General features: G+C 70.7%; 30 protein-coding genes. 14 read left to right on the forward strand and 16 right to left on the reverse strand.

The window, feature by feature from the left end:
- Positions 1 to 52 precede the first annotated feature (52 nt).
- On the reverse strand, positions 53 to 2,110 hold the full coding sequence (locus ACSMFO_RS20665; RefSeq protein ID WP_436460126.1) for a BTAD domain-containing putative transcriptional regulator: 2,058 nt from the start codon (positions 2,108 to 2,110) through the stop codon (positions 53 to 55).
- Positions 2,111 to 2,387: 277 nt separating this feature from the next.
- Between ACSMFO_RS20665 and ACSMFO_RS20670 the strand changes: the two genes are divergently transcribed.
- Positions 2,388 to 2,639, forward strand: a complete 252-nt coding sequence (locus ACSMFO_RS20670; protein ID WP_038522963.1) for a hypothetical protein — start codon at positions 2,388 to 2,390, stop codon at positions 2,637 to 2,639.
- An 86-nt stretch (positions 2,640 to 2,725) separates the two neighbouring features.
- The gene (locus ACSMFO_RS20675; RefSeq protein WP_360127513.1) at positions 2,726 to 3,361 is read left to right on the forward strand and encodes a helix-turn-helix transcriptional regulator; all 636 of its coding nucleotides are present in this window, start codon (positions 2,726 to 2,728) and stop codon (positions 3,359 to 3,361) included.
- Here the strand turns inward: ACSMFO_RS20675 and ACSMFO_RS20680 are convergent.
- Both ACSMFO_RS20680 and ACSMFO_RS20685 read right to left on the reverse strand, forming a co-directional pair.
- Positions 3,291 to 4,244 carry a hypothetical protein gene (locus tag ACSMFO_RS20680; RefSeq protein WP_436460127.1) on the reverse strand — a complete coding sequence of 318 codons (954 nt, stop codon included), beginning with the start codon at positions 4,242 to 4,244 and terminating at the stop codon, positions 3,291 to 3,293. The two genes, ACSMFO_RS20675 and ACSMFO_RS20680, sit on opposite strands and share 71 nt — an antisense overlap.
- 87 nt (positions 4,245 to 4,331) lie before the next feature.
- Positions 4,332 to 4,859, reverse strand: coding sequence for an EF-hand domain-containing protein (locus tag ACSMFO_RS20685; RefSeq protein WP_436460128.1), 528 nt, complete (start codon positions 4,857 to 4,859; stop codon positions 4,332 to 4,334).
- A gap of 95 nt (positions 4,860 to 4,954) precedes the next feature.
- Between ACSMFO_RS20685 and ACSMFO_RS20690 the strand changes: the two genes are divergently transcribed.
- The 4 genes from ACSMFO_RS20690 to ACSMFO_RS20705 all read left to right on the forward strand — a co-directional run bounded on the left by ACSMFO_RS20690 (position 4,955) and on the right by ACSMFO_RS20705 (position 6,757).
- A complete protein-coding gene (locus tag ACSMFO_RS20690; protein ID WP_436460129.1) occupies positions 4,955 to 5,416 on the forward strand; it encodes an N-acetyltransferase family protein in 462 nt (153 codons plus the stop codon).
- 153 nt (positions 5,417 to 5,569) lie between these two features.
- Positions 5,570 to 5,776 carry a hypothetical protein gene (locus ACSMFO_RS20695; protein WP_073848926.1) on the forward strand — a complete coding sequence of 69 codons (207 nt, stop codon included), beginning with the start codon at positions 5,570 to 5,572 and terminating at the stop codon, positions 5,774 to 5,776.
- An 84-nt stretch (positions 5,777 to 5,860) separates the two neighbouring features.
- Positions 5,861 to 6,037: a CsbD family protein gene (locus ACSMFO_RS20700; RefSeq protein ID WP_360127538.1), complete on the forward strand. Its 177-nt coding sequence runs from the start codon at positions 5,861 to 5,863 to the stop codon at positions 6,035 to 6,037.
- A 54-nt stretch (positions 6,038 to 6,091) separates the two neighbouring features.
- Positions 6,092 to 6,757, forward strand: coding sequence for a pentapeptide repeat-containing protein (locus ACSMFO_RS20705; RefSeq protein WP_436460130.1), 666 nt, complete (start codon positions 6,092 to 6,094; stop codon positions 6,755 to 6,757).
- On the opposite strand, the gene ACSMFO_RS20710 is transcribed toward ACSMFO_RS20705, so the two are convergent.
- Entirely contained in the window at positions 6,742 to 7,077 is a 336-nt protein-coding gene (locus ACSMFO_RS20710) for a cupin domain-containing protein (protein WP_436460131.1), read from the reverse strand. The genes ACSMFO_RS20705 and ACSMFO_RS20710 overlap by 16 nt on opposite strands.
- 71 nt (positions 7,078 to 7,148) lie before the next feature.
- Here ACSMFO_RS20710 and ACSMFO_RS20715 point away from each other — a divergent pair, with 71 nt between their 5' ends.
- Together ACSMFO_RS20715 and ACSMFO_RS20720 are read left to right on the forward strand one after the other, a co-directional pair.
- The gene (locus ACSMFO_RS20715) at positions 7,149 to 8,093 is read left to right on the forward strand and encodes a GlxA family transcriptional regulator (RefSeq protein ID WP_436460132.1); all 945 of its coding nucleotides are present in this window, start codon (positions 7,149 to 7,151) and stop codon (positions 8,091 to 8,093) included.
- A gap of 46 nt (positions 8,094 to 8,139) precedes the next feature.
- Positions 8,140 to 8,472 (forward strand): helix-turn-helix domain-containing protein, encoded by a 333-nt coding sequence (locus ACSMFO_RS20720; protein ID WP_037345333.1) that lies wholly within the window; start codon positions 8,140 to 8,142, stop codon positions 8,470 to 8,472.
- A 153-nt stretch (positions 8,473 to 8,625) separates the two neighbouring features.
- On the opposite strand, the gene ACSMFO_RS20725 is transcribed toward ACSMFO_RS20720, so the two are convergent.
- The 3 genes from ACSMFO_RS20725 to ACSMFO_RS20735 are packed head-to-tail and all read right to left on the reverse strand — an operon-like array spanning position 8,626 to position 11,116.
- A complete protein-coding gene (locus ACSMFO_RS20725) occupies positions 8,626 to 9,216 on the reverse strand; it encodes a ClpP family protease (protein ID WP_016335566.1) in 591 nt (196 codons plus the stop codon).
- Positions 9,213 to 9,839: a ClpP family protease gene (locus ACSMFO_RS20730; RefSeq protein ID WP_038511119.1), complete on the reverse strand. Its 627-nt coding sequence runs from the start codon at positions 9,837 to 9,839 to the stop codon at positions 9,213 to 9,215. The genes ACSMFO_RS20725 and ACSMFO_RS20730 overlap by 4 nt, the downstream gene beginning before the upstream one ends.
- A 56-nt stretch (positions 9,840 to 9,895) precedes the next feature.
- Positions 9,896 to 11,116 carry a serine/threonine-protein kinase gene (locus ACSMFO_RS20735; protein ID WP_436460133.1) on the reverse strand — a complete coding sequence of 407 codons (1,221 nt, stop codon included), beginning with the start codon at positions 11,114 to 11,116 and terminating at the stop codon, positions 9,896 to 9,898.
- 117 nt (positions 11,117 to 11,233) lie between these two features.
- Between ACSMFO_RS20735 and ACSMFO_RS20740 the strand changes: the two genes are divergently transcribed.
- The gene (locus ACSMFO_RS20740; protein ID WP_436460134.1) at positions 11,234 to 12,793 is read left to right on the forward strand and encodes a PucR family transcriptional regulator; all 1,560 of its coding nucleotides are present in this window, start codon (positions 11,234 to 11,236) and stop codon (positions 12,791 to 12,793) included.
- Here the strand turns inward: ACSMFO_RS20740 and ACSMFO_RS20745 are convergent.
- The 3 genes from ACSMFO_RS20745 to ACSMFO_RS20755 are packed head-to-tail and all read right to left on the reverse strand — an operon-like array spanning position 12,781 to position 15,373.
- Complete coding sequence (locus tag ACSMFO_RS20745) at positions 12,781 to 13,650, reverse strand: polysaccharide deacetylase family protein (RefSeq protein ID WP_073848933.1); 870 nt, start codon at positions 13,648 to 13,650, stop codon at positions 12,781 to 12,783. The two genes, ACSMFO_RS20740 and ACSMFO_RS20745, sit on opposite strands and share 13 nt — an antisense overlap.
- Complete coding sequence (locus tag ACSMFO_RS20750) at positions 13,647 to 14,759, reverse strand: tRNA-dihydrouridine synthase (protein WP_436460135.1); 1,113 nt, start codon at positions 14,757 to 14,759, stop codon at positions 13,647 to 13,649. Before ACSMFO_RS20750 ends, ACSMFO_RS20745 begins: the two co-directional genes overlap by 4 nt.
- Complete coding sequence (locus ACSMFO_RS20755; protein WP_436460136.1) at positions 14,756 to 15,373, reverse strand: DUF1989 domain-containing protein; 618 nt, start codon at positions 15,371 to 15,373, stop codon at positions 14,756 to 14,758. Before ACSMFO_RS20755 ends, ACSMFO_RS20750 begins: the two co-directional genes overlap by 4 nt.
- Before the next feature lie 239 nt (positions 15,374 to 15,612).
- On the opposite strand from ACSMFO_RS20755, the gene ACSMFO_RS20760 reads away from it, so the two are divergent.
- The 3 genes from ACSMFO_RS20760 (at position 15,613) to fahA (ending at position 18,250) form a co-directional block, all read left to right on the forward strand.
- On the forward strand, positions 15,613 to 16,155 hold the full coding sequence (locus tag ACSMFO_RS20760; protein ID WP_360960837.1) for a MarR family winged helix-turn-helix transcriptional regulator: 543 nt from the start codon (positions 15,613 to 15,615) through the stop codon (positions 16,153 to 16,155).
- 80 nt (positions 16,156 to 16,235) lie between these two features.
- Positions 16,236 to 17,078 carry a hypothetical protein gene (locus ACSMFO_RS20765; RefSeq protein WP_436460137.1) on the forward strand — a complete coding sequence of 281 codons (843 nt, stop codon included), beginning with the start codon at positions 16,236 to 16,238 and terminating at the stop codon, positions 17,076 to 17,078.
- The gene (gene fahA / locus ACSMFO_RS20770; RefSeq protein WP_436460138.1) at positions 17,075 to 18,250 is read left to right on the forward strand and encodes a fumarylacetoacetase; all 1,176 of its coding nucleotides are present in this window, start codon (positions 17,075 to 17,077) and stop codon (positions 18,248 to 18,250) included. Before ACSMFO_RS20765 ends, fahA begins: the two co-directional genes overlap by 4 nt.
- Before the next feature lies 1 nt (position 18,251).
- On the opposite strand, the gene ACSMFO_RS20775 is transcribed toward fahA, so the two are convergent.
- The 6 genes from ACSMFO_RS20775 to bdeA are packed head-to-tail and all read right to left on the reverse strand — an operon-like array spanning position 18,252 to position 23,828.
- Positions 18,252 to 19,559 (reverse strand): ABC transporter substrate-binding protein, encoded by a 1,308-nt coding sequence (locus tag ACSMFO_RS20775; protein ID WP_436460139.1) that lies wholly within the window; start codon positions 19,557 to 19,559, stop codon positions 18,252 to 18,254.
- Positions 19,556 to 20,557, reverse strand: coding sequence for a branched-chain amino acid ABC transporter permease (locus ACSMFO_RS20780; protein WP_436460140.1), 1,002 nt, complete (start codon positions 20,555 to 20,557; stop codon positions 19,556 to 19,558). Before ACSMFO_RS20780 ends, ACSMFO_RS20775 begins: the two co-directional genes overlap by 4 nt.
- Before the next feature lies 1 nt (position 20,558).
- Positions 20,559 to 21,437: a branched-chain amino acid ABC transporter permease gene (locus ACSMFO_RS20785; RefSeq protein ID WP_436460141.1), complete on the reverse strand. Its 879-nt coding sequence runs from the start codon at positions 21,435 to 21,437 to the stop codon at positions 20,559 to 20,561.
- Positions 21,438 to 21,449: 12 nt separating this feature from the next.
- Positions 21,450 to 22,154: an ABC transporter ATP-binding protein gene (locus tag ACSMFO_RS20790; RefSeq protein ID WP_436460142.1), complete on the reverse strand. Its 705-nt coding sequence runs from the start codon at positions 22,152 to 22,154 to the stop codon at positions 21,450 to 21,452.
- Positions 22,141 to 22,911: an ABC transporter ATP-binding protein gene (locus tag ACSMFO_RS20795; protein WP_436460143.1), complete on the reverse strand. Its 771-nt coding sequence runs from the start codon at positions 22,909 to 22,911 to the stop codon at positions 22,141 to 22,143. Before ACSMFO_RS20795 ends, ACSMFO_RS20790 begins: the two co-directional genes overlap by 14 nt.
- Positions 22,912 to 22,970: 59 nt before the next feature.
- Positions 22,971 to 23,828 (reverse strand): bis(hydroxyethyl) terephthalate hydrolase, encoded by an 858-nt coding sequence (bdeA, locus tag ACSMFO_RS20800; RefSeq protein WP_073848943.1) that lies wholly within the window; start codon positions 23,826 to 23,828, stop codon positions 22,971 to 22,973.
- A 140-nt stretch (positions 23,829 to 23,968) separates the two neighbouring features.
- On the opposite strand from bdeA, the gene ACSMFO_RS20805 reads away from it, so the two are divergent.
- Positions 23,969 to 24,565 (forward strand): QsdR family transcriptional regulator, encoded by a 597-nt coding sequence (locus ACSMFO_RS20805; RefSeq protein WP_038511150.1) that lies wholly within the window; start codon positions 23,969 to 23,971, stop codon positions 24,563 to 24,565.
- A 48-nt stretch (positions 24,566 to 24,613) separates the two neighbouring features.
- Complete coding sequence (locus tag ACSMFO_RS20810; protein WP_436460144.1) at positions 24,614 to 26,980, forward strand: LuxR C-terminal-related transcriptional regulator; 2,367 nt, start codon at positions 24,614 to 24,616, stop codon at positions 26,978 to 26,980.
- The last annotated feature ends 1 nt before the right edge of the window (position 26,981 follow it).

Raw genomic sequence — 26,981 nt, forward strand, 5'->3', positions numbered from 1 at the left:
CATTTCTCGTCAGACATCGAAAGTGGCCGGATCACTGGTGTGTCCCCGCAGTTTAGGACGTCTTCGGTGCGCTCGGGTTGCGCACCCGGGCGAGTGCGTGCAGCGGCGTGCACCAGGGCTGGGTGGGCCAGGAGGGCGCGGCGGCCGATTCGGGCAGCAGCAGCGCGGCGAGCTCGCCGGTCAGCTCCTCGTGCTGCTCCTCGGTGAGATTCCGTTGGTGGGAAAGCACATCGAGCAGTTCGACGGCGGTCCCGGCGGACAGCGCGCGGACGTTGTCGAGCACCCAGCGGGGGATCCAGGGCGCGGTCAGCTCGTCGCCTGCCTGGAGCAGCTGTTCGGCGACACGATCCGCGGGCGCGCCGGAGTCCGCCATGGTCGTGGCGATCTCCTGGTGCAGCACGGCGCGGATGGCGGGTGGGGTGGTCGCGGCGAACACCGCTCGAACGAGCGGAACGCGGAACCGCAGACGTTCTCCCTCGGCTTCGAGAACGTGCGCGGCGAGCGCCTCCTCGACCGCCCCGGTGAGCGACCGCGGTTCGCGGCCGGTGACGCGCGCCAGATCCGTGACGGTGAACGACCAGCCGAGCAGCGCGGCGGAATTCAGCGTTCGCTTGCCCGGCACGGAAAGCGTGGCGAGATGATCCTCCACCACGGCGGCGAGCCTGCCGTGTGGCGCGGTGTCCGGCTCGTGGCCGTCGGCGAATTCGGCGAACAGCTCGCGCAGATAGCCGGCGTTCCCGGCGGTGTACTCGGCGGCGAACCGGAGGAAGTCGTCGCCCGGGGCCCTGGCCATGGTCTCTTCGGCGAGCGCGGCGACGGCCGGGCCGTCGAACGGCGGCAGCGGGACGATCTCGCCGTCGAACTCCGAGCGGAGGACGTCGAGCGTGCGGCGCCGGGGGAGCGGGCGCGCCGAGCCGATCAGCAGCAGCGGCAGGTGCGCGGTCAGCCGGTGAAGCCGTTGCCAGGCGAGCAGGCTTTCCTCGTCGGCCCAGTGCAGATCTTCGAAGACGAGCACCTGAGGCCCGTCTTCGCAGAGTTCGGTGACCGTTTTGCCGAGATCGTCGAGCGCGGCGGCGCCGAGGCAGTCGGTGATGAGGCTCATCGGGAGCGCGCCGCTCAGCTCGTCGGCCACGACCCAGCGTGTCCTGCTCCTCGCCGTGGCCAGCGCCTCGGCCAGGAACGCGCTCTTGCCACTGCCCGCCTCGCCGTCCAGCCAGACCGTCCCGCCGCGGCCTTCGTCCAGCAGGGCGGAGAGGTGCCGTCGCAGGCGGCCGAGCTCGAACTCCCGGCCGACGAAAGCGGACGGCCGGGCGGGGACGGCCTGCGTCCGACGGGGACGTTCCTGCCGGCCGTGCAGTGCCGGATCGTCGTCCAGGATCCGTCGCCGCAGGTCCAGCAGTTCCGGGCCGGGTTCGAGGCCGGACCGCTCGATGATCGTCTCGCGGGCGCGGTCGAACGCGGCCAGGGCCTCGGCCTGCCTCCCGGACCGGAACAACGCGGTGATCAGCATGCGGTGCAGGCCTTCGCGTAGCGGATGGCGCTCGACCAGCACGGCGAGCTCGTCCACGAGTTCGCGATGCTCGCCGAGCCGCAGCGCGACCTCGGCCTGACGTTCGAGCGCGCTCAGACGCAGTTCGTTCAGCCGGGCGCGTTGGGTTTCGGCGAACGGGCCGGGGATCCCGTCGAGCGCGGCGCCCCGCCACTGCCCGAGCGCGGACCGCAGCGACTCCAGCTCCCGCTGGTGCGCGCCGTCGAGCCGGTGCGCGCGGGCACGGTCCAGCTCGGCTTCGAAGACATGGACGTCGACCTGCTGCTTCGGCAGGTCGAGGCGGTAGCCGGCGCGGCTGGCGACGAGCGGTTCGCCGGCAGGCTCCAGCGCGCGGCGCAGCGCCGAGACGTAGGTGTACACGATGCCGGTGGCGCTGTCCGGAGGCCGCTCGCCCCAGACGGCGTCGATGATCTCCCGGCGGGAGACGAACTGTCCGGCGTGCAGCGCGAGCGTGGCGAACACCGCCTGCCGCTGGGCAGGACCCAGCGCGATCTCGCCGTCGCCGTGGCGAGCGGGGGAACCGCCCAGCAGCCGCACCGTCAGCGAGGAAACCTCGTCCATGACCTGCCGCCTGTGCTTCCGACCGCTGAAAAGAGTGTCCCGCTCGGCGAAAAGCCTAGTGGCGCCGATGTGGGTTTCGCAATCAATCGGACACTCACCGTGTGGGTTTGGCCGGCCATGACCGGATTTCGTCGACCCCTGGACTATCGGATGTCCGTTCATGTGGTTTTCCGCCGCCCGGATGGGTGACGGGCGAGTGGGCAGACACGGGCGTTCGCAGGGGCAAAGAGTCGTCCGGCGCTGGTGGCGGGCATGCGTGGCTGTGCATGCTGTGCCGGTGAGCCAGGATCAGGAGCTGTTCGCCGGTGATGTCCTGCTCAGTCTCGCCCAGAACGGCAGGCTGGTCGTGGACGCCGACGTGGCGGAAGCCCGCGTCGCCGAACTTCGCCGGACGCTGGCGTACGGCTACGCCCTCCTCGCCGACCCGGACTACACCGGCCCCGAGGGCAGGCTCCGCGAGCTTCTGGACGAGCTGCCCAAGTACGTCGAGGCGTTTCAGCAGGCCACGAAGTCCTTCACGCCTCGTTGAGGTCTCGTGGAGACTTCGTGAAGAGCTCCTTCGCAAACTGTGTCCCATCCATCCGACTGGGGCCGCGGACAAGCGGAGGGGACGAAGTGGACACGGAAACCCGACAGATCACCGTGGCGGTGCACGCGCCCGATCCGATCACCACGGCGGGCCTGGCCAGCCAGCTGGGCACGCAGCAGGGGATCGACATCCGGGACTGGGAGCAACGCGCCGAGACCGACGTACTGGTGTTCGCCGCCGAATGCCTGACGCCGGAGATCGTGCTCTGGCTGCGGCGGCTCGCCGCCGAGGACGGCAAACCGGTGGTGCTCGTGGTGAGCCAGATCAGCGAAGCGGAGCTCGTGCCCGCCATCGAATGCCGGGTGGTGGCGGTCCTGCCGCGGTCGGCCACGACCGGTGAACGGCTGGCGCACGCGGTCCGCGCGGCGGCCACCGGCGGTGGGGTGCTCCCGCCGAGCCTGCTCGGCGAACTGCTCAAACACGTCGAGCGGCTGCAGCGCGAGGTGCTCGACCCGATGGGCGTCAACACCGCCGGGCTCACCACGCGGGAGATCGACGTGCTGCGGCTGATGGCCGAGGGCAAGGACACCGTCGAGATCGCCGGTGAGCTCAGCTACTCGGAACGCAGCGTGAAGCACATCATCCAGGGCATCACCGGACGGCTGAAGCTGAAGAACCGTCCGCATGCCGTCGCGTACGCCGTACGGGCCGGGGTGATCTAACCGCACGGTTCGCCAGGCGTTCGGCGACGACGGCCAGTTCGAGCGGCTGGTCTCGTTCGCGGGCCAGCCAGAGGCATTCGTCGGCGGGTTCCTCACCGAGGCAGGTCCGGACCAAGTGGCGATGCAGCAACACGCGTCCCGTCGGCATCGCGGCGGCGAGTGCGTTCAGTGCGTCGAGCGCCTGCTTCGCCGACGCCCGGTCGTTCCTCCGCACCGCGAGGTCGGCGAGATCGGCCCAGGCGATGTCCGTGCCGACGGCGAGCCCGCGGGTGGCCGCGTGGAGGCGCAGGGTGGCGCGGTCGGTTTCGCCCGCGGCGATGTCGATGCGGGCTTCCGCGATGTCTAGCAGATGCGCCAGCGTCGGAGCCGTGGCGCGGGCGGCGGTCAGCAGTTCCCGCGCCTCGGTGGGCTTTCCCTGCGACAGCAGGACCGACACGGTCGACAGGTGCATCGCGGACGCCCCGATGTCATGACCGGGCCCGGAACGGCCGGCCAGGCTTCGGTGCGCGAAGTCGATCGCCAGAGCGGGCCGTCCGCGCATGGCCGCGAGCAGGGAACGTTCGCTGTCCCGCAGGCCGGATTCGGGGAAGGCCTCATCGGCGAGCAGCTTCTCCGCGCGTGCTCGCTCGCCCAGCACCAGCAACGCGGCGACGTACGAGGCGATCTGGTCGTTCAGGTGTCGCGGTACCGTCCTCGACGGCCACCGCTCGCGCTCGGTCAGATTCGCGCCGAACCGCGCGGAGCGGCCGTCCCAGAGCTCGGCCAGGCCGCCGAAGAGCTCGCCCAGCCAGGAATCGTTCTCCGCCAACAGTTCGGCCGCTTCCGTCCACCGGTCCCGCAGGCACAGCGCGATCGCGCGCGAGACCATCGAGTCGGCTTCCACGCGTGCCATCCTGAGCGGCCAGGACGGTGGTGACGTGCCGGGCGGCCGGGGTCGGCCCGTATGGACGCGGGATCCGCCCGAAAGCCGTCAGACGGTCAGCGGGCCGAAGACGAGGGTGCCCGGCGCCTCCGCGTCGTCACCCGCCCAGAACTCCAGCCACAGCGCGGCGAACTCGTCCCGGGACAGCATCCCGTCGCCGTCGGAGTCCAGCAGCGGGAAGGTGGCGTCGGTGTCGGTGGGGCGGCCGTTCCACACCTCGATCATCTGGTGGTACTCCGCCGCGGAGATCAGGCCGTCGCGGTTCTCGTCGACCGCTTCGAACATCGCGTCGGCCGTGGCGGTCACGGCCTCCGGCGTGTCCGGGAGCTTGTCGACCACCATCAGTACTTCGTCGAGGGTGACCTTGTCGTCGCGGTTCAGATCCGAGGCCGCCAGCAACGTCGTCCACCAGCTCAGCATGATGCCGGTCAGCCGCCGTTCGTCACCCGGCCCGCGCCGCCGCGCCCAGCGGTCGGCCAGGGCCTGGAAGTCCTGCTCTTCAAGGAAACCGTCGCCGTCGACGTCCATCGCGGCGAAGACCCCCGACACCTTGCGCCGCTGCAAGTCGCTTGCCATGCGTCCGAACGATAGAACCGGACGCAGTAGCGGAACAGCGGCCATTCAGGGGCCCGCGGAGCCACGATCGGGGGACCATCGGGCACGATGGGTGGATGGTGGAGATCAGCTTCCTGACCGAGTCCGATCGCCCCTCCTGGGAAGCGCTGGCCCGCGACAATGACGCGTACTTCGCCGTGGAACGTGACGACGACGCCTACGATCGGACCTGGCGGCGCCTGGTCGACGACGGGCAGCCGATCGGGATCACCGCACGGCTGGACGGCGAGCCGGTCGGATTCGCGCATTACCTGTTCCACGCGGGGATCTGGGGAGCGCAGCGGTGCTATCTGGCGGACCTGTTCGTCGACGCGGGCGCCCGGCGGCGGGGTGTCGCGGCCGCGATGATCGCGTGGGTCGCGCGGGACGCCGAGGAACGCGGTTTCCCCCGCCTGTACTGGAACACGCTGGAGGATTCCCCGGCCCGCGGGCTGTACGACAAAGTGGCCGAGGTCAACGAAGGGCTGGTCGTGTACAGCTACCTCCGACAAGGTGTACGGAACGCTCCGCACGGGTGAGATAACGGCCGAGCCGCAGCAGTGCGCTGGTCGCCGCGCCTTCGTCGTGGTGGATTTCCGCGTCGTTTCCGTTTGCTGCGAACAGGATATGCCAAGTCTGTCCGGGGAGCGTCAGCAATACGCGTACCGTATGTACCCGTCAGGAGGTGGAGCATGACAGCCGGAATCGAGCGGGCGGCGCACGCCTACTGCCGCGTCTGCAACCCGGACCCGGGCCTCGGAGAGCCGGTCACCGCGCTGTGCGGGGCCACTCATCCGTACTGGGGCCGTCGTGAGCGGCCGGTGAACAACTGCCCGGCCTGCGCGGCGGTCGTCGCCAGGGCGGAGTACCCCTGCGGCCACACGGGCGCCGAAAGGTGACGTGGCGGGCGCCACAGCGAATGCGCCGTTTTCGGGGCCGTGAGCCGGGTATCCGTCGGTCAACGGACAACGAAGGAGGCTCCGATGAACGACAAGGCCGAGAACAAGATCGACGAACTCAAGGGCAAGGCCAAGGAGGCCGCCGGGGACGCCACGGACAACGAGCAGTGGCAGGCGGAAGGCAAGGCCGAGCAGGGCAAGGCCAACGTCAAGCAGGCGGGCGAGAAGATCAAGGACGCGGTGAAGGGCGTCCGGGACTGACCTCGTGACCGCCGGGGCCCGCCTGCCGAGGCGGGCCCCGGTACGGTCCGGGGCATGGAGTTCCGGGATTTCGACGGCATCAAGGTGCGGCGGCCTTCGGTCGAGCGCGAAGACCTCGAAAGCGAACCCGCCGTGTTCGGTGGCCACTTCGATTTCGACACCGTCCATCTCGACGGCGGTGAGCAGGACGGCGCCCGCGGTGGCGGCGAGATCGCGCACTCCCTCGTCTCGGAAGTGAACTTGGCGAACGCCCGGCTCGACAGGCTGACGCTCTCCGACGTGGTTCTCGAAGGCGTCGACCTGTCCAACGCGGCGATCCGCGACCTGTCGGCCCGCCGGGTCGAAATCCTGCGCTGCCGGGCGATCGGGCTCGGCGTGGCGATCACGGCCGCCACCGATCTGTACGTCGAGAACGCGCGGTTCGACTACGCCTCGGTGACGGTCGGGCGGGTGAAGGGAGCGGTCGTGTTCTCCGGATGTTCGTTCCGGGAGACGGTGTTCTCCGGCGACCTTTCCCGGCTGACCTTCGTCGACTGCGACTTCACCGAAACCGAATTCGCGGCGACCTCCGCGGTGGACTGCGACCTCCGCGGCTCGCGCCTGTCCGGCGTCCGCGGTCTGCTGACCCTGCGCGGCGCGAAGATCACCGGCGAGCAGGCCGTCTCGGTCGCCGGAATCCTCGCGACCGAGAGCGGCCTGTCGGTTCAGCCTTCGGGATAGAAGACGAAGAGCGTGCACCCGGTCGCCGACGCGGGCACGTGCCAGGAGCCGGCCGGAGCGTGGAGGAACGTCCCGGCCGGATAGTCGCGCGCGCCGTCGTTGAAGGTGCCGGAGACGACGAACACCTCTTCGGGGCCCGGTTCGTGGACGTCGCGGTGCGGCCACGAGGTGCCGGGATCCATTTCCAGCAGGTTCGCGTGCGCGCCGTCCGTGCCTGTCCACAGTGGACGAAGGCGGATTCCGGGGAAAAGCTCGCGCGCGGGGGATTCCTTGACGGAGAAGGAAGTGTAGCCCTCTTGGGCGAGGATCTCTGGGTGCATGACCCCATGCTGCCGGGACCGTCTGGTCGTCGGACAGTGTCAGGGAAGACACCATGGGGTACTTTTCTGCCATGCATCGCGTGAGGGCACTGGTGCGGCCGGTGCAGTCGACGTTCGAGCTCGGGATCGCCGCCGAGGTCTTCGGCACGGAGCGGGCCGGGGTGCCGCGGTACTACGAATTCGACGTCTGCACGGAGAAACCCGGCGCGGTGCCGACCACGGCCGGATACGCGATGTCCGTGACGCGGGGCCTTTCCGCACTGGCGGACGCCGACACCGTGCTCATCCCCGGCTGGTCGCCGGTCGAGGCACCGCTGTCGGCGCCCGTGCGCCGGGCGCTCCTGCGCGCGCACGCCAGGGGCGCGCGGCTCGTCACGATCTGCTCCGGTGTCTTCGCGCTGGCCCGCACCGGGCTGCTGGACGGCAGGTCGGCGACCACGCATTGGGCGCGCGCCGCTCAGCTGCGGGCGGAGTTCCCGCTGATCAAGGTGGAGCCGGACGTGCTCTACGTGGACCACGGCGACGTCGCCACGAGCGCCGGGGCGGGCGCGGGGATCGACCTCTGCCTGCACCTCGTCCGGCGTGACCACGGTGCCGCGCACGCCGCCCTCGTCGCCCGGCACATGGTGATGCCGCCGCATCGCGACGGCGGGCAGGCGCAGTTCGTCCCGGCCCCGCCGCCCGGCGACGAACTGGACGGTCTCCTCGAATGGGCGGGAACCCGCCTCGGCACGCCGTTGTCGGTGGGCGATCTGGCCGCACACCTCAACGTCTCGCCGCGCACGCTGGCCCGGCGCTTCGCCGATCAGCTCGGCACCACGCCGGGCGCGTGGCTGCTGACGCGCCGGGTGACCGAGGCTCGCACCCTGCTGGAGGAGACCGGGCTGCCGGTGGAGGTGATCGCGGCCCGCGTCGGCCTGGCGTCGGCCGTGAACCTCCGCCGCCGCTTCCGCGATCAGGTCGGCACGACGCCGGGCGCGTACCGGCGCGCGTTCCGTGGCCCGGTTTCGCCTTGAGCGGAACGGCGCACGCGGGCCCCGGCCCGGATGTCACGATGACCGTATGGCGGACATCCTCCCTTTCCAGCAGAAGCGTCCCGAGCCGGAACCGCTGTGGCGTGACGTGCTGGGCCGGAGCCTGCGCGCCGCGCGGGAGGAACAGGGCGGCCGCCTCGTCGACGTCGCGGAACGCGCCGGGATCTCGCCGCAGTACCTCTCCGAGATCGAGCGCGGCCGCAAGGAGCCGTCGAGCGAGATGATCGCCGCGGTCACCGGCGCGCTCGGGCTCGACCTGGCGGACCTGCTCTTCGGGATCGCGGGCACGATCAGCCGGGGTGGCAGCACGGGCCTCGCGGTCGGACGGCGTCCGCGAGGGCCCGTGCTCATGGCCGCCTGAGCGGTCGCGTCCGCGTGTCGTCCAGCCAATCACGCGTGTCGTCCGTCTGATCACACGCGCCGTCCGCCCGGTCACGAGATGAAGGGCGCTTTACCTGCGTCGCATGCGGTGAAAGTCCCCTTCATCCACCTCCGAGACCAGAAGACTTACCCGCTAAGCCCGTTCGTCGAGCACGCGGTCCGCCAGCCCGTAGGCGACGGCGCCCGCCGCGTCGAACACGCGGTCCCGGTCGGTGTCGTGGCGCAGATCCGAGACGGCGCGGCCGGTGTGGGCGGACAGGATCTCCTCCAGCTGCGTCCGCACCCGCACGACCTCGTCGGCCTGCAGGATCAGGTCCGGGATCGTGCCGCGCCCCTGCGCCGCGGGCTGGTGCAGCACCACCCGGGTGTGCGGCAGCACGAACCGGTGCCCCGCCTCACCCGCCGCCAGCAGGATCGCGCCCGCCGCGACGGCCTGGCCGACACAGGTCGTCGCCACCGGCGCCTTGATGAAGCGCATGGTGTCGTACAGCGCGAGCATCGCCGACGGGTCGCCGCCCTCGGTGTTGATGTAGAGGTTGATCTCCTGCTCGGGGTTGTCCGCCTCCAGGTACAGCAGCTGCGTGATGAGGGCGTTCGCGACCCCGGAGTCGATTGCGGTCCCGAGGTAGATGATCCGCTCCGACAACAGATGCGAGTAGACGTCCATGATCCGCTCGCCGGCGGGACTGCGGGAGATGACGTTGGGGATGGTGTAGGTGCTCATGCGCCGGCACCCCTTTCCGTGCCGAGGCCGAGTTTGTGGGTGCGGACGGGGACGACCTGGTCGAGGCTTTCGACGATGTGGTCGATGAAGCCGTATTCGCGGGCCTGTTCGGTGGTGAACCAGCGATCGTGCAGCGAATCGGCGAAGATCCGGTCGATGGGCTGCCCGGTGTCGTCGGCGATGAGCCCGAGCACGGTGTCCCGCGTGTAGCGCAGATCGTCCGCCTGCACCTCGACCTCGACGGCCGAGCCGCCGATGCCTGACGAACCCTGGTGCATCAGGATCCGCGCGTGCGGCAGGGCGAACCGTTTGCCAGGGGTGCCGGCCGAGAGCAGGAACTGCCCGGCACTGCACGCCAGCCCCAGCGCGAGCGTGGCGACGTCGCACGGCACGAGCCGCATCACGTCCCGGATCGCCAGCATCGACGGGACCGAACCGCCCGGTGAGTGGATCCACAACGCGATGTCCTTGCGCGGATCCTCGCTCGCCAGTGACAGCAGCTGGGTGGTGAGGACCGTCCCGTTGTCGTCGTCGAGCGGGCCGTCGAGGACCAGCACACGCTGGCTGAAGAACCGTTCCCGTTGCCGTTGGTCGAAGAGTGGCTGTTTCTCGTTGTCGCTCATGCCCCGACCATGCCGCCGGGGCCAGGCCGCCCGCCGGTTTCTCTGCTGTGAGCGGATCAGCCCACAGCAGGGCGTTTCGCCGGGACGAACCACACGACGCCCGCCAGGACGACGGCGAAGACGACGACGAGGAGGTCGATGGTCAGACCCGGCTGAGCGGGAAGGCCGAGATAGGTCCGATCGTCGCCGAGGAAGCCCAGCAGGAACATCGAAAGCAGGGTGAGGAGCGCGGAGACACCGAGCATGATCTGCCCCGTCCTCACCCTGGCCAGCAGACTCGCTCCGCCCACCACCGCGGCGACCCCGGCGAGGATCAGGCAGAAGCCTCCCACCGAGATCAGCGGAAAAGTGAACTCGACGAGGAAGTAGTAGACCCGGTGCATCAGCATCGCGTTGCCGAGCAGCGCGAAGCCGAGCACCATGCTCGCCACCCCGGCCAGGACCGCGAAGACCGACGGCGGCGTCAGGCCGGGACGCGACGGCGCGGACCGGATCGGCACCGGCGTTTCGATCCCGCTCGCCGCCCGGGCCAGCAACGGAAGCGCGAGGTCCGGCAGCATGCGCGCCTGTGGTGCTTTCGCCAGCAGACCGCGGAGGACGTCCGCGAGCGGGCCGGGCGTCCGGTCGATGGCGGGCTGCTCGTTGACGACGGCGTACAGCGTGGCCGCGACGTTCGCCCGCTGGAAGAAGTTCCCGCCCTCGCTCGCGCTGAGCAGCGTCACGCCGAGCGACCAGAGGTCGGAATGGGGTGTGCCTTCGTGCCCCGCGATCGTTTCGGGGGCGAGGAACGCCGGTGTGCCCACCGGGTCGAGGGCCTTGGCGATCCCGAAGCCGGTCAGCTTCACCGCGCCGTCGGGACCCACCAGGATGTTCGCGGGCCGCACGTCCCCGTGCACGACGCCCGCCGTATGCGCGGCGGCGAGCGCGCCGAGCACCTTTCGGCCGATGTCGGCCACGAATCGCGGCGGTAGCGCGCCCTCGGACGTGAGGTCCTCCAGGGTCCGTCCCTCCACCGGGTCCATCACGATGAACGCGCTTCCGTCCGCCACCACGACATCGCGGACGGGCACCACCGACGGGTGATCCACCGCGACGAGGGCCACCTCCTTGAACCGCTCAACGCGCGCGGGCTCGTGCGTGGTAAGCGGCAGTTCCTTGATCGCGACCCGCGGACCGTCCGGCCCGTCCTCGCCGCGCCACAGCACGGCCGTCCCGTCGCCGGCCAGCTTCTCGAGCAGGGTGTAGCGCTCGGCGATCGTGCTGGAAACTGCCGTCACAGTGGGGCTCCTCGAATCCTGAAGGGTCTCCGAGGCACGCTAACCAGGGCTCATGACAAAACGATGAAATGGCCGTTCATCCATAAAGGACCGGCGCGACTGGATATATTCACAGACATGCTGACCTTGGCGGCGCTGGTCGAGGACCCGGCCCTGGAACTGCGGGTGGTCGTCCCCGGCCGCGACGGAGCGCTGACCGGGCAGGTGTTGTGGGTGCACAACACCGAGCTCCCCGACCCGGGACCGTACGTGCGCGAGCACGAGGTCGTGCTGACCAACGGCCTGTGGCTGGACCGCGTCGATCCGGCGGATTTCGTCGCGAGGGTGGTCGGCGCCGGAGCGGCGGGGATCATCTTCGGCCTGCGCGTGGAACAACGCGAGACCCCTGCCGCGCTCGCCGACGCCTGCCGGGAAACCGGTTTGCCGCTGCTGGAGATCTCGGTGGCGGTGCCGTTCACGGCGGTCACCCGCGCGGCCGCGGCGATCCAGGCCACCGACCGGCAGAACGCGCTGATGTCGTTGGTGCGCCGAGGCGACGAGCTGACGTCGGCGCTGTCGAGGGGCGCGGGTGCGTCCGGGGTGCTCGCGGTCCTCCGCCGTGAGCACGAACTTCCGCTGGCGGTCGTGGACCGGATGGGCCGGGAACTGGCGTCCGCCGGCGCCGAACTGGACGCCGGGCAGACGCGCGCCGCGGCCGAGGCGCTGGCCGGGCATCCGCCGCCGCTGGAAGCGGATCTCGGCGCGGGGACACGGGCGGCGTTGTTCCCCGTCGGCGCGATCGGAGACGCGGACGCCGCGCTGCTGTGCCTGCGTCCCGCGGCGGAGCTGACGCGCGGGGAGCGGGACGCGCTGGAGCAGACCGCCCGCTACCTCAGCCTGGAGGTGGCCAGGCACCAGGCGGTGCAGGCGATAGAGATGCGGTTCGCCGTCGAACTGCTGGACATGGTGCTCTCCGGCGCGCAGCGGGCCGCGGAGGTGCCCGGCAGGCTGCGGGCCTTCGGGGTCGATCCGGACGGGCCGCTGGCGGTGATCGCGCTGGCGTTCGCGGGGGACGAAGCCGCGACCCCGCCGGGGATGGCCGAGGCGGTGACGGACTTCCTCCTGGCGGACGGGCTCCCCGCGGTCGTGGCGGCGGGCAGCCAGGACGTCGTCGCGGTACTGCCGTTCCGTTCGGGAAGGCAGTCGCCCGCCGCCTTCGCGCCGCGGTTGGCGGCGGCGGTGTCGCACCGGCTTTCCGGTGGGCGCGTGGTCGTCGGGCTCGCCGACCCCGCGCCGGGCGCGGCCGAATTGCGGATGCCGTTGTCGCGTAGCCGCGAAGCCTGCCGTGTGCTCCGGGGCAGGCGCGGCGGGCCGATCGCGGCGAGTTTCGCCGAGCTGGGCAGCTACCGGCTGCTGCTGGAGTCGCACGACGAGCAGTGGCGGCACACCTTCGCCGACGCCCTGCTCGGCCCGCTGCGCGAGCACGACCGCGTCCGCGACGGCGAACTGGAGACGACCCTGCGGGCGTTCCTCGACCACGACGGCCAGTGGGCGGCCACCGCCGCGGCGCTGTTCGTGCACGTCAACACCTTGCGCAACCGGCTGGCCAAGGTCACCGAGCTGACCGGCCGCGACGTCGGGCGGACCGCCGACCGGGTCGACCTGTTCCTGGCCTTGGAAGCGGCTCAGTCCGGATAGACAGCCGGGTCGATTTCGAGGCGCCGCAACGGTTCCACGGGCAAGGCGGGGTCGGCCAGCGCCGCGGCCGCCACGTCGCGGCAGCGGGCGAACCGGACGTCACCGAGTCCGAGCCCGAACTCGATGAGCGAGCGCACCGCCTCCAGCCGACCCGGCCTGCCCGAAAGGAACGGGTGCAGGCACAGGTTGAACAGGCACCGATAGCGGCGCATCGCGTCCAGCTCGGCGCGCCACATCTCCAGCACCCGTATCGGCGACGTGATCACCGAGCCGATGTGCGGCGCGGGAAGGAACGCGTACTGCTCCCAATCGTCGAGCGACCAGTGCACGGGCAGTTCGGCGATCCGGCCGGCCCCGGTCTCGATCAGGTACGGCCGGTCGTCGGCCATCAGCGACGAGTCGTAGCTCAGCCCGTGTTCGGCCACGAGCGCCGGAGTGTCCCAAGTGGACTCCCAGCCCGCCGCGCGATGACCGCTGATCTCGATGTCCTGCGCGGCGAACACCGCCATGCCCCGTTCGAAATCGGCTCGCTGCTCGGCCGCGGTCATCGCGGTCGGCGGCCGGTGGCTGTAGGAATGGTGGGCCACCTCGTGCCCCCGTTCCACGATCGCGGCGGCGAGGCCGGGCCGCTGTTCGGCGACCCAGCCCGGCACGAAGAACGTCGCGGGCACGGCCAGTTCGTCGAGCAGATCGAGGACGCGCGGCACCCCGACCCGGGGCCCGTACGCCTGATGGGACATGGTCGACAGGTGGTCCGCGTAGCCCCGTCCTCTGGCGAGGATCGGGGATTCCGCGTCGACGTCGAAGGTCAGGGTCGCGACCGCGGCCGCGCCGCCGTGCCAGCTTGCTTCCGTCACGCCTGCCGACTCTCCCGCCAACGGCGCGCGTTCGCCACCGTGACCGTCGGGGAGACCATCGCCCGGTCGAACTCGGCCAGCGGTTCCGCCGCGGCGACGCGGGCGGGCAGATCGGGATTGGCCAGGGCGCCGTGCCCGATCGACAGCAGGTCCGCGTGCCCGCCGGTCAGGACCTCGTGCGCCTGCGCGAGGTCGTGCATCCCGCCGTTGGCGATCACCGGCAGCCCGGTGACCTGCCGGGCGAGCGCGGTGATCGTGCCGCCGTCGGCCAGCTTCGCCGTCTCCAGCCAGTTCCGGCCTTCGCTGGCGATGTGGAGGTACTGCGCGCCCGCCCCGGCGACCGCGGCGAAGATCACCTCGGCGTCGGCGCGGCCGCCAGGCCAGCGATAGGTGAAGTCGTTGACCTTGGTCTGCGACAACCGCACACCGGTCACCAGCTCCGGCACGGCCTCGGCGACGGCGGTCACGACCCGCGCGGTCAGCCGGATCCGGTTGGCGACCGATCCACCGTGGGAATCGGTGCGGTGATTGGTGTAGTCGGTGAGGAACTGGTCGAGCAGGTATCCGTTGGCCGCGTGCACCTCGACGCCGTCGAAGCCGGCCTGACGGGCACGCACGGCGGCGGCCGCGAAGCCGTCGACGACGTCGTCGATCTCGGCTGTGGTCAGTTCGCGGGGGACCGGCCACGGCCCGGAACCGCCGTACGCGCGCATCTTCTCCCCGCGCGGCTGCACGGCCGAAGGACCGACGGTGTTCGGGTGGCCCTGCGCGATGGCCCCGGCGTGCATGAGCTGCGCGATCATCCGGCCCCCCGCGGCGCGGACTCCGGCGGTGACCACCCGCCAGCCCGCGACGTGTTCGTCCCGCGCGAGGCCGGGCTGGTTGAGGTATCCCTGGCTGGCCGCGCTGTCGGGGTAGGTGCCCTCGCTGAACACCAGCCCGAAGCCGCCGCGGGCGAATTCGGCGTAGTAGTCGGCCATTTCGCCGGTCGGGGTGCCGTCGGGCCGCGCGGAGACGCGGGACATCGGGGCGACGGCGTAGCGGTTGCGCAGCGCGAGACCGCCGAGGGTGGCCGGGGTGAGCGCGGGGTGTTCGACGGTGGTCGTCATGACCGGGTTCCTCCATTGTGGACGGTTTCGATGGCGAGCGGGGAGAGTCCGGCTTCACTGATCCGGACGAGGTCTTGCGGGCAGGCGGAGACCACGACGACGCAGTCCATCTCGGCCCGCAGGGTCACCGCGTCGCCGGGTCGCGAGGTCGCGGTGAGCCAGTTCAGGCGTCCGCCCTCGCCGACCGGGACGCGCATGAAGACGTTGATCGGCTGCGGGGTCGGGCCGGTGAAGCTCAGGCCCTCCGCCGCCAGCGCCTCTCGCAGGTTCACGGCGCAGGACCGGTGGTCCGGCGCGCCCAGCGCGGTGTACCGGGCCGGGTCACACGCCGGGATGAGCATGTCGTGCTCGCCGGGTGAGGTGTCTTCGACCAGCGTGAGAATCGGGCGGCGCAGGTCGGTCAGGAAGGCCTCGCCGACGGCGGGGAACAGCCGGTCGACGCCGGCGCGGGTGTGTGCCGCGCTGTGGTGCTCGGCCAGTTCGGCCACGCCGCCGTCGCGGAAGGCGAACACGTCCCCGACCTGGCCGCCGTCGACGTCGATCACGCGCACCAGGTCCCCCGCGGCCACGCGGACGGCCCTGCCGGTCCCTGGTGGCACTTCCGTTCTGCTCATGCCCCCAGCAAACAGGGACGGACCACGCGCTCGCCATGGAGAAACCTCCATGATCAAGCACCCAAGATGGACAAACCTCTAGGCCGATCACGCGTGATTGAAGCCGGAACTCGCGTGATTGAGGGCGGAACAGCGTGTTCCGGCTGGAATCACGCGTGATCCGGATCCAAGCACGCGAGTTCCGGGTAAAAGTAGTTTCGACTTTGACCATTTTCGCAGGACCGGGTTAGTGTGCGCCGATGGAAGACGTGGACGCTGTGGACGCGGCCGGACTGGACTTCTGGTCGTTCGTGGCGCTGGCGAACCGGCGGCTCGCGCAGGAGTACGGCTTCCGTCACCAGCTGGCGACCGAGGTGCTGCTGACCCTCAATCGCGCCTCCGACCTGGTGACCTACGATCTCGAAGCCGCGGTGCACCGGCCGCGCGGACGGTCCTGGTCGGCGTTCCGGCTGCTGTTCGTGGTGTGGCTCGCCGGACCGCTCGAACCGACCAGCGCCGCCCGGCTGACCGGGATGAGCCGGGCCGCGGTGTCGAATCTGGTCAAGACGCTGGTCGCGGAAGGCATGCTCGACCGGGCCCCGGACGAACGCGACGGACGTTCGGTGCGGTTGTCGCTCACCGAGGCGGGACAAGAGGAGATGGTCTCGGTCTTCCGCGAGCACAACGAACGCGAATTCGGCTGGACGAACGCGTTGACCGAGACCGAACAGCGCATCCTCGTGATGCTGCTGGGCAAGCTGATCACCAGCCGCGCCGAGTTCGGCACCCGGAGCCGCAAGTAGGCCTTCCCGTCGCCAGGAAGACCGGACTACGCTGCCCGATGGATAGTAAATGTATGAACTAAATCGGCGAGTAGGAGACCATGGTGGACGGCGGACGGATTCCCGCGCTCTTCGCCGGGCTGTGCGACGACGCCGCGGTGTTCCCGCCGGGCCTGGCCCCACTACCGGACGCCGTCGCCGCCCACGACGAGCACCTCGATGCCTGGTACGCCGGCCTGGTCGGGCCCTTGGTCATCGCCGCGACCGCGCTCGGCGACCTCGCCGAGGTGCTGGACGGTCGCGAGACCCCGCTGCCGGTCTCGGTGACCCTGCCCGGCGGACCCGCACAGTTCGACGGAGTGAACGAGGCCGTCGCCAAGCTCCCGGTGAAACTCGAAGCGCTCGAGATCGCCGTCCCGGACGGGATGGGCCCGGACGAGGTGCTCGCCGCGCTTTCCCGCGCCACCGCGCCGGTCTTCGTCGAGATCCCGCGTGACGAGCGGCGCGTCCCGCTGCTGACCGCCCTTTCCGGCACCGGACATCAGGCGAAGTTCCGCACCGGCGGCGTCCGCGCCGACCTGTACCCCGGCGAAGCCGAACTCGCCGCCGCGGTCCGTGCGGCGGTCGCGGCGGGGGTGCCGTTCAAAGCCACCGCGGGGCTGCACCACGCCCTCCGCAACACCGATCCGGAGACCGGCTTCGAACAGCACGGTTTCCTCAACCTGATGCTCGCCACCGACGCCGTCCTCACCGGCGGCGACGCCGAAGCCGTTCTCGCCGAACGAGACGGCGCCGTCGTCGCCGAGCGGCTCCGCGCACTGGACGCGGATCGCGTCGCCGCCCTCCGCGCGGGCTTCACGTCGTTCGGCACCTGCAGCATCACCGACCCCCTGACCGAATTGGCCGGACTCGGCCTGCTCGAGGCGCCCCGAGGAGAGGCATGACCACGATCGACATCCCCGCAGGCTCCCTGTTCGGGATCGACAACCTGCCGTACGGCGTGTTCTCCGTCGACGGTGATTCCCCGCGCGTCGGCGTGCGCGTCGGCGATTCCGTCGTCGACCTGGCCGCGGCGCTCGGCGACGACGTGTTCGCCGCGCCGACGCTGAACCCGTTCATGGCGCAGGGATACGACCGCTGGGTGGCGGTCCGCGAGCGGATCCGCGACCTGGTCTCCGGCGAACTCCCCGACGGCGCGGTCCACGCGATCGGGCGGGTGACGCCGCACCTGCCGATCGAGGTCGCCGATTACGTCGACTTCTACGCCTCTGAACACCACGCCTCGAACGTCGGCAGGCTGTTCCGCCCCGACGCGGAACCGTTGCTGCCCAACTGGAAGCACCTCCCGGTCGGTTACCACGGACGCTCCGGCACGGTTCTGGTCTCCGGTACGGACATCGTGCGCCCGAACGGTCAGCGCAAGGCCCCGGCCGGCACGGCGCCGGTGTTCGGGCCGAGCGCGCGGCTCGACATCGAGGCGGAGATGGGGTTCGTCGTCGGCACCGGTACGCCGCTGAACACCCCGATCACGCCGGACGACTTCCCCCGCCACGTGTTCGGCGCGGTCCTGCTCAACGACTGGTCGGCCCGCGACATCCAGGCGTGGGAGTACGTCCCGCTGGGCCCGCACCTCGGCAAGAGCTTCGCGACCTCGATCTCCCCGTGGGTGGTGCCGATCCTGGCGCTGGAAGCCGCGCGGATCCCGCTGCCGGGGCAGACCGATCCGGAGCCGCTGCCGTACCTGCGGGAGAGCGACCCGTGGGGACTCGACATCGACCTCGTCGTCGAATGGAACGGCGAGGAGGTCAGCCGCCCGCCGTTCCGCGAGATGTACTGGTCACCCGCGCAGATGCTCGCGCACCTGACGGTCAACGGCGCCTCGTCGCGCACGGGTGACCTGTACGGCTCCGGCACGATCTCCGGACCGGAGAAGCGCCAGCGCGGCGCGTTCCTCGAATTGTCCTGGGGCGGCAAGGAACCGCTCACGGTCAAGGGGGAGGAGCGCACCTTCCTGCAGGACGGCGACGAGGTCGTGATCACCGGCACCGCGCCCGGCGCGAACGGTTCGCGGATCGGGTTCGGCGAGGTGCGGGGACGCGTGCTGCCCGCACGGTGACTCAGCTACCGGCGATCCCGTCCGGCGGCGGCGCGTCGTTCGCCGCCGAGTCGTTCGCCTCGATGGGGGCGTCGCCGAGGTCGGTCACCAGTACCGGTGTCTGATCCTTGCCGACGCCTCCCTTGAGTTCGACCACCGACATCCCGGAAATGCCCAAGTGGTTGTCGCCGGTGTAGCGGAACGGCGCGAGGCCTGGTCCCTCGAACGTCTTCCCGGATTGCTGGAGAACTTCGACGATCCGTTCCCGGGTCAGGTCCTTTCCGGCCGCTTGCAACGCCTGGACGAACGTGTACGCCTGCGCCATCCCGTAGATGCGATAGTTCGTCAGGTCGCCGCCCTTGCCGTGGGCCTTCCAGACGTTCTGCCACAGCTTCGTCCACGCGTTGTCCGGCGCGTCGACCCCGGGCAGGTATTCGGTGGTGAGCACGCCGTCGATGAGCGACGCGCCGTTGGTCACCTTGCCTTCGGAGAACCGCGCGAGCAGGGAGCCGACGAGCGCGGGATCGGAACCGACGTTGCTGTAGAACCACTTCGGCTTGAACCCGATCTTCAGCGAGGCCAGCTGCGAAAGCGCGGTGTACGACGGAACGGTGAAGCCCAGCACCAGATCCACGCCCGCGGCCTTGAGCTTCGCGATCTGCGGTGCGATGTCGGTGTTGCCCGGCGAGTACTTCGCGACTTCCACGATCTGTTCGCCGAGGTAGCGCCGCGCGCCCTTCTCGCCGTCGCGGCCGAAGTCGTCGTCCTGCAGGAACAGACCGACCTTGGCGTTCGGCAGGTTCTTGCGCACCCAGTCGCCGATGATCTTGCCTTCGATCTCGTAGTCCGGCTGCCACCCGAAGGTGAATGGCGCCTTCTTCGGATCGTCGCCCCAGCGCAGCGAACCCGACGACACGAACAGGTCCGGCACCTTCGAGTTGTTCAGGAAATCGACGACGGCGCTGTGCGTCGGCGTGCCGAGGCCGCCGACCATCGCGAAGATCTCTTCCTTGAGCACCAGTTCGTTGGTGACGGCGCTGGTCGTGGTCGGGTTGTAGCCGTCGTCCTTCACCACGAACTCGATCTTGCGGCCGTGGACGCCGCCGTTCGCGTTCACGTAGTCGTAGTACGCCTGATGCCCGCCGGGGATCTCGCTGTAGCCCGGCGCGGCGACGCCGGTCAGCGGGAAATGCGCCCCGATCTTGATGGTCGTGTCGGTGACGCCGACCGTCGAACCCTTCTGTTCCCCCTCGGGTCTGCCGCCCGCGCCGCAGGCGGCGGTGACCGTCACGGCCAGGAAGACGGCCACGGCCTTGGTCCAGCGTTTCATGAACTTCGCCTCCAGTGGATGAGTTTCCGCAGCCCGCCGGCGAGGCCCGCCGGTGCGAGCAGCACGATCAGGACGGTGACCAGGCCGTAGATCAACGGCGCCAGATGCGCGGCCTGCACGTCGGACAGCCCGAGATCCGTTCCCGCGCCGGTCACCAGCGGCGGCAGGAAGGTCAGCAGCGCGGCCCCGGCGAGCGCTCCGGTGAGGCTCCCGAGACCGCCGAGCACCACCGCGGACACCAGCAGCAGCGACAGTGTCAGCGCGAAACCGCTCGGCGCCGCCAGCCGCGCGGACAACGCCATGAGCGCCCCGGCCAGGCCCGCGCATCCCGCGCTGACCACGAACGCCCGCACCCTGGTGCGGCCGAGGTCGATCCCGGCCAGCTCGGCGGCGACGTCCTCGTCGCGGACCGCCCGCCAGTCGCGTCCGACGCGACCGCGCGACAGGTTCGCCAGCAGGACGAACACGGCGATCACCGCGAACCACGAAAGGTAAGCGAGGTAACGGATCGACGTGAGGTCCTGGCCGGTGACGAAGTACGCGGCGTCTGCCAGCCAGCCGGGCATCTCCGGCATCCGTACCGGCAAGCCCTGCTCGCCGCCGAGCGCTTCGCCGAAGAACAACGGGATCCCGGGGACGGCGACGGCGAGCGCGAGCGTCGCCCCGGCGAGATACGGTCCGTGCAGCCTGGCGGCGGCGATCCCCACGAGCGCCCCGAGCGCGAGGGTGATCACCATCGCCAGGAGCAGGATCACCAGGAGTGGCAAGGCCTCCGACCGCAGCAGGAGCGCCGTCGAATAGGCGCCGACGGCCATCAAGGCGCCGTGTCCCAAGGAGAGCTGCCCGTTGAGTCCGGTAAGGACGGTCAGACCGCCCGCCGCGATCGCGAGATACGCCATCGTCGTGAACTGCGCGGTGAGGTACGGCCCGGAGTTCTCCAGCACGAGCACGACGACGACCAACGCGGCGAGCGCGCTCAGGAGATGACGTCGCAGCACGTCAGACCCTCCGTTCGCGGACGCTCGTGAACAGGCCGCCGGGTTTCAGGAGCAGCACCACCATGAGCAGCGCCAGCGCGGCCAGCGGCACCAGTTCCGCGCCGACGTAGCCGCTCACCAGGCTCAGCGACAGGCCGAGGACGACGCCGCCGACGACCGCGCCGACCGGGCTGTCCAGCCCGCCGAGTACCGCGGCGACGAAGCCGTACACCACCACACCGTCCATATAGGACGGATGGACCAGCCCACCGCCGGCGATCAGCAGACCCGACAGCGAACCGGCGAGCGCAGCCAGGGCCCAGCCGAGAGTGAGCATCCGCCCGACCCGCACGCCGAGCAGGCGGGCCACCTCACGGTCGAAGGCCGCGGCTCGCATCCGCAGGCCCAGGTCGGTACCGCGGAACAGCACCACGAGCCCGATCAGCACCACGCCGACGGCGGCGATGGTGAACACGCCGAACCCGGTCAGCGCGATCGTCGTGCCGCCGATTTGGAATCCGGTGAGCCCGAACGGTGCGGGGAAGGACCGGTACCGCGAACCGAACACCAGCGCCGCCAGCGCGTGCAGCACGATGAACAGCCCCAGCGTCAGGATGACGGCGTTGATCTCGGGTTTCCCCGAAACGAACCGGATCACGAACCGTTCCACGAGCGCGCCGAGCACCAGGCCCGAAAGCAGGGCGACGGCGAAACCCGCCCAGTACGACCAGCCCGCGTCGATCAGGACGAGCGCGACGTAGGTGGTGATCATCGCCATCGGCGCCTGCGCGAAGTTCACGATCCGCGTCGCCCGCCAGATCAGCACGAGCGCCAGCGCGAACGCGGCGTAGACCACGCCCAGCGTCAGGCCGGTGAGCGCGGTGGTGAGCAGTTGCTGCACGAAGCTCCCTTTTCAGAATCCGAGGTAGGCGTGCCGGAGCGCGTCGTCCGCGACGAGCGCGGCCGCGTCCCGCCGGACGACGACCCGCCCGAGGTTGAGCACGACGCCGTGATCGGCGATGGACAGCGCGCTGCGCGCGTTCTGCTCGACCAGCACGACGGCCAGGCCTTCTTCGTGGACGAGACCGCGCAGCAGCCCGAAGATCCGCGCCACGATCCTGGGCGCGAGCCCCAAGGACGGTTCGTCGAGCAGCAGCACCTTCGGCCGGGAGAGCAGCGCGCGGCCGATGACCAGCATTTGCCGCTCGCCGCCGGAAAGGACGTGCGCGAGGCCGTTCTTGCGGTCGGCGAGCACGGGGAAGAGGTCGTGGATCCGGCGCAGATCGGCCGTCGTCACGCGGCCGCGCGCCCCGAGCGCGCCGAGCCGCAGGTTCTCCTCGACGGTCAGTTCGGCCAGTACGCCGCGGCCTTCGGGAACATGCGCGAGACCCAGCGCGGGAAGGTCCTCTGTGGACACTCGGCTCAAGTCCCTGCCGCCGAGACTGATGTGGCCGCCCGAGGGGCGGAGGAGGCCGGAGATGGTGCGCAGCAACGTGGTCTTGCCCGCGCCGTTCGCACCGAGCACCGCGGTGATCTCGCCTTCGGCGGCCGAAAGGCTCACGGAATCGAGTGCGCGTACCGGGCCGTAGCTCGCCGAGAGTCGCTCAACGGTCAGCACCGGCCACCTCCTCGCCGAGGTAAGCCGCCTGAACCGCCGGATCGGCGCGGATCTCGTCAGGCGTGCCGCGGGCGATGACCCTGCCGAAGTCCAGCACCACGATCTCGTCGCAGACCCCCATCACCAGATCCATATGGTGCTCGACGAGCATCACCGACATGCGTTCGGTGAGACCGCGGACCAGCGTGCCGATCTCGTCGATCTCCTCCGACGACAGACCGCCCGCCGGTTCGTCGAGCAACAGCAGGTCGGGTTCGCTCACCAGCGCTCGCGCCAAAGCGACCCTTTTTCTTACCGGGTACGGAAGACTGGTGGGATAGCGCTGGGCGACGTCGGCGATGCCGAAGCCCTCCAGCTGTGTCATCGCCCGCTCGGTCAAGGCCTTCTCGTCCTTCGCCAGCCCCAGCAACGAAGACCAGAAACCGGATTTCGCGTGCCTGCCCGCGCCCACGAGGACGTTCTCCAACACGGTCATCCGGTCGAACAGGCCGAGTTCCTGCAGGCCACGCGCGATGCCGAGGCCGGCGAGGTGATGCGGGCGCAGCCGCCGCAGTTCCGTGCCGCGCCAGGTCAGCCCGCCGGTGTCCGGCCGGACGAAACCGCAGGCGACGTTGAACAGCGTGGTCTTGCCGGCCCCGTTCGGGCCGATCACCCCGAGCACCCGGCCCGGTGCGACGGTCAGGGAGACGTCCGACAACGCGACGAGACCACCGAAGGTCACCGATACGCCGGACATCTCGAAGGTCGACAGGGTCACGCAAGAACTCCCAACGGCGGAAGGGGGCCCCGGCGCGGGCGCGCCGGGGCCGAGGACACTCAGGCGTGCGGACACGTGTCCCGGTAGTCGCTGATCGCGCGGTCGTCCGGGGCGGGGCAGAGGAACTGCTCGTAGCGGGTGTCGTTGTCCACGAACCGCTTCAGCCACGAGATCGTGTACTTGGCCATGGTCGTGTTCGCCGTGTTCGGGAAGAAGTGACTGGCGTTGTCCAGCTCCATGTACGCCTTCTCCGCCGAGGCGGGAATGCTGGTGTAGAACGGGATCGAATGCGAGGCCACCGGAGCGACCGTGTCGGACTCGCCGCCGATGATGAACGTCGGCACCCTCAGCGAGGACCACGACTTCTGCGTGTTCCACGGCGCGAGCGGCACCGCCGCCTGCAGCGACGGCCGGTCCTGCGCCGCTTCGAGTGAACCGCCGCCGCCCATCGAATGCCCGGCCACGGCGAGCCGGGAGGTGTCGATGCGGGAGCGGACGGTGCTGCGCTGGGTCAGGTAGTCGAGTGCGGCCAGCAACTGGTCACCGCGGCTGTCGGGCTGGTCGTAGATGGTGTTGGTGTCGATCGTGAACACGACGAAGCCTTGCGACGCCAGCCGCGGGCCGATCCACGCGATACTCGACTGTGTCGCGGTGAATCCCGGCGAGATGGCGACCGCGCCGAACGTGCCCTGCGCGGTGCTGGTGGGGTAGTAGATGGTTCCGCCGCCGAAGCCGGTGACGGCCAGGCTCGACACGGAGGTCTGCGACACCGCGAAGGAGCCGCGTGAGGCTTCGATGCTGCTTTCGGTCGGGTCCGGTCCTCGTTCGTAGGGGTTCTCGGCGGCGTAGGCCGTGGGGGCGACAGTGAGTGCCGCGACGGTGGCCAGTCCACAAAGGATCCGGGTCGTACTACGCATGGTGCCGTCTCCGTTCGCCGTTGAACACAGTCCGTGGTGATGGACTCTGACAAACGGACGGAGGCGCCTGCATCGGTGAAATCGCCGGTCTTGGTCCGCGGTCGCCCCCGCCGGGCCGGGCGCCCGTACGATCGGCGATCGTGAATCCCTCAGCCGAGGACATAGTCCGCGCGGCGGCCCGGTGGATCGATCGCGGCGTCCGCGTCGACACCTCCGCCTTCGCCCAGGATCTGGGCATCTCGCGCAGCACCCTGTTCCGTCGCGTCGGAAACCGGGAAGACCTGCTCGGTGATGCCCTCTACTACCTGTCCGAGCGCACCCTGACGGCCGCCGCGCGCACCTGGGAGCGCGAAGAGGGCGACGTGGTGCGTAACGCGGCCGGCGAACTGCGCTGTCTCGCGATCATGCGGGAGTACCGGTCGGTGCTGGCGGCGAGCGCGGGGTTCCGCCGCTTCCTCGACGACGAGCCGGTGCTGGCGATCAGGCTGCTCACCGACCCGGACGGCCGTGTCCAGCCGAGGGTGATCGCCGCGCACGTCGAGCTCCTGCGCCGCGACGTCGACGCGGGCGGCTTCGAGCCCAGCGTCGGTCTGGACAGCCTCTGTTACGCCATCGTGCGGCTGGGGGAGGCGTTCCTGTATTCGGACGTCCTCGCCTCCCGGACCCCCGATCTCGACGCGGCGTCGACGCTGCTCGGAGCGCTGGTGGAGGGACGGGTGCCGAGCAAGACCTTGTGAAACACTTGCGCCTGGTGTTTCATCGAGAGGGATCTCGAGGAGGCGCGGATGCCTGTGTACCCGTTGCGGGGCAGGGACGACCTCTTCGGCGGGCTGCGCTCGGCCGCCGGGCGTGCCGTGCTGATCCGCGGCATGGAGGGGCTGGGCAAGTCGGCCCTGCTCGCCGAGCTGCGCGCCACCCTCGGCGTCCGGCTCGTCGGGGTGCGGGGCCTGCGGGCGGAAAGCACGCTGCCGTACGGCGCCCTGCAGCGGATGTTCGGCGCGTCGGTCTCCAGCGGCGCGGAAGCGCGAGACCGGCTCGGCGCCGTCTCGGCTCCGACGATCTGCTGGGTCGACGACGCGCACTGGATCGACCAGGAGTCCTTGGCGGCGCTGGGTTTCGCCGCCCGGCGCCTGGCGGGCGCGCCGGTCGGGATGGTGCTCGCGTCGCGATCCGGGTCGGACGAGTTCGACTCCGTCGAGCTGCCACCGTTGAGCGAATCCGCCGCCGATCAGGTGCTGCGCGACCGTGGCGTGCCCGCCGGGGTACGCCCGCAGCTGGTCGAACTGGGTGACGGGAACCCAGCCGATCTGGTCGCGCTGGCGGCGTCGCTGACGTCCGCGCAGGCGGCCGGGCGGGAGCCGGTTTCGCCGATCCTGCGGGAGCGTCTGCCTCGGTACACGGCCGAGCTCGACGCGATGCCGCTCGACGAGCGTCTGCGTTTTCTCGGCACCTGTATGGACTTTTCCGCGCGGAAGGCGACTTGGTACGCGGCGGCGTCACCGGCCGACCGGCGGGCGGCGCACGCACGGCTGGCCTCGGTCGAGGAGGGGCCGGACGCGCTCTGGCATCGCGCGATGGCGACCGCCACGCCGTCCGAACCACTCGCGGACGCGCTCGCCGCGGCACCCGTTGTGGATCACGCTGCGGCGGCGCGGCATCTCGAACGCGCCGCCGCGCTGACCGCCGATCCGGGCGTGCGGGCGGCCCGGCTGCTGGCGGCGGCGGACGCGGCCTGGCAGGCGGGCAGACCGGGGTGGGCGCGGCTGCTGCTGTCCAGAGCCGACGCCGAACCGGGCGCGGTCGCGTTGCTGCACGGGGAGATCGAGCTGCGCGACGGCGATCCCGCCGTCGCCACCCACGAACTCGGCACGGCGGCGCGGCTGCTGCCCGATCCGGCCGCCGCGCTGCTGCTGGCGGGCGAGGCGCGGAGACTCGGCGGCGACCTGGGTGGCTACCGGGCTTTGGCACGGACGGTCCCGGCCGGAGAAGGGCTGGCGTTCGCGCATTTCCGGGGTTTGACGTCGGTCTACGCCGGACGGCACGACGACGCCGTCGTCCCGCTGGAGGAAGCCGTCGCCAAGGGGATGGCCGACACCGACGTCGCCGGAGCCGTCTGGGCCGCCGAAGCGGCCTTCGCCCGCGGGCACGCCGAACAGGCGCACGAGTACGCGGCGGCCGCGGTGAGCCGCGCGCGGCTCGGCAAACGCCACGCGGAACTGCCATGGGCGCTGGTCTATCTCGCGCTTTCGGCCATCGCGCTCGACCGGATCCCGTGTGCGCGGGCGGCGTCCCGCGACGGCCTGCGCGCGCCCCACAACCTGCGGATGGAACACCTGACGCTGCTGGGGTTGGCCGCCGCGCTCCTCGGCGACCGCGCGCCGGAGCTGGACGAGGCGGCCGAGGGCATCGCCGAACGCGGTCTCGGCAGGCCCGCCGCCGTCGCCGCGTGGGCGCACGCCTGCCTGGACCTGGCCGAGGACCGGCCCGACGACGCGCTGAGCAGGCTCGAAGATCTCGCTTCGGGCGTCTCCGGCGACCAGCCGGTGATCCGCGTGCTGGCCACACCGCAACTCGTCGAGGCGGCCGTCAACGCCGGACGACCCGAACGCGCCCGTGCCGCGCTGGAGGTGTTCGACCGCTGGACGCTGGCCGGGGCGGAACCCTGCTGGCTCGCGTTGAGCCACCGTTGTCACGCGCTGATGGCGTCGGATCCCGGTGTGGCGGAACGACATTTCCAGGCGGCCATCGAGGCGCACCGGCGGGCGGGCGGCGCGGTGGAACTCGCCAGGACCAGGTTCGCGTACGCCACCCTGCTGCGGCGGCATCGCCGGACCCGTGACGCCCGCGACCAGTTCCGCGATGCCTTGCGCGGCTTCGAAAACGTCGGCGCGACCCGCTTCGCCGAACGGGCCAGGGCCGGGCTGCGCGCGGCGGGCGAGACCGTCGACGCTCCGCACCGATCGCTCGCCGGCCTCACGCCGCAACAGGACGCCATCACCCGGCTGGTGGCGGCGGGGGAGACGAACAAGGAGATCGCGCGGCGGCTGGTGATCAGCCACCGGACGGTGGACCACCACCTGCGGAACATCTTCACCGCACTGGGGGTGCGGTCCCGCGTGGAACTCGCGCGCCGCGTCGCCGCCGGCGAGTGAC

Origin of the sequence: Amycolatopsis sp. w19 (genome assembly GCF_051373225.1) — a bacterium.
GTDB lineage: Bacteria > Actinomycetota > Actinomycetes > Mycobacteriales > Pseudonocardiaceae > Amycolatopsis > Amycolatopsis japonica.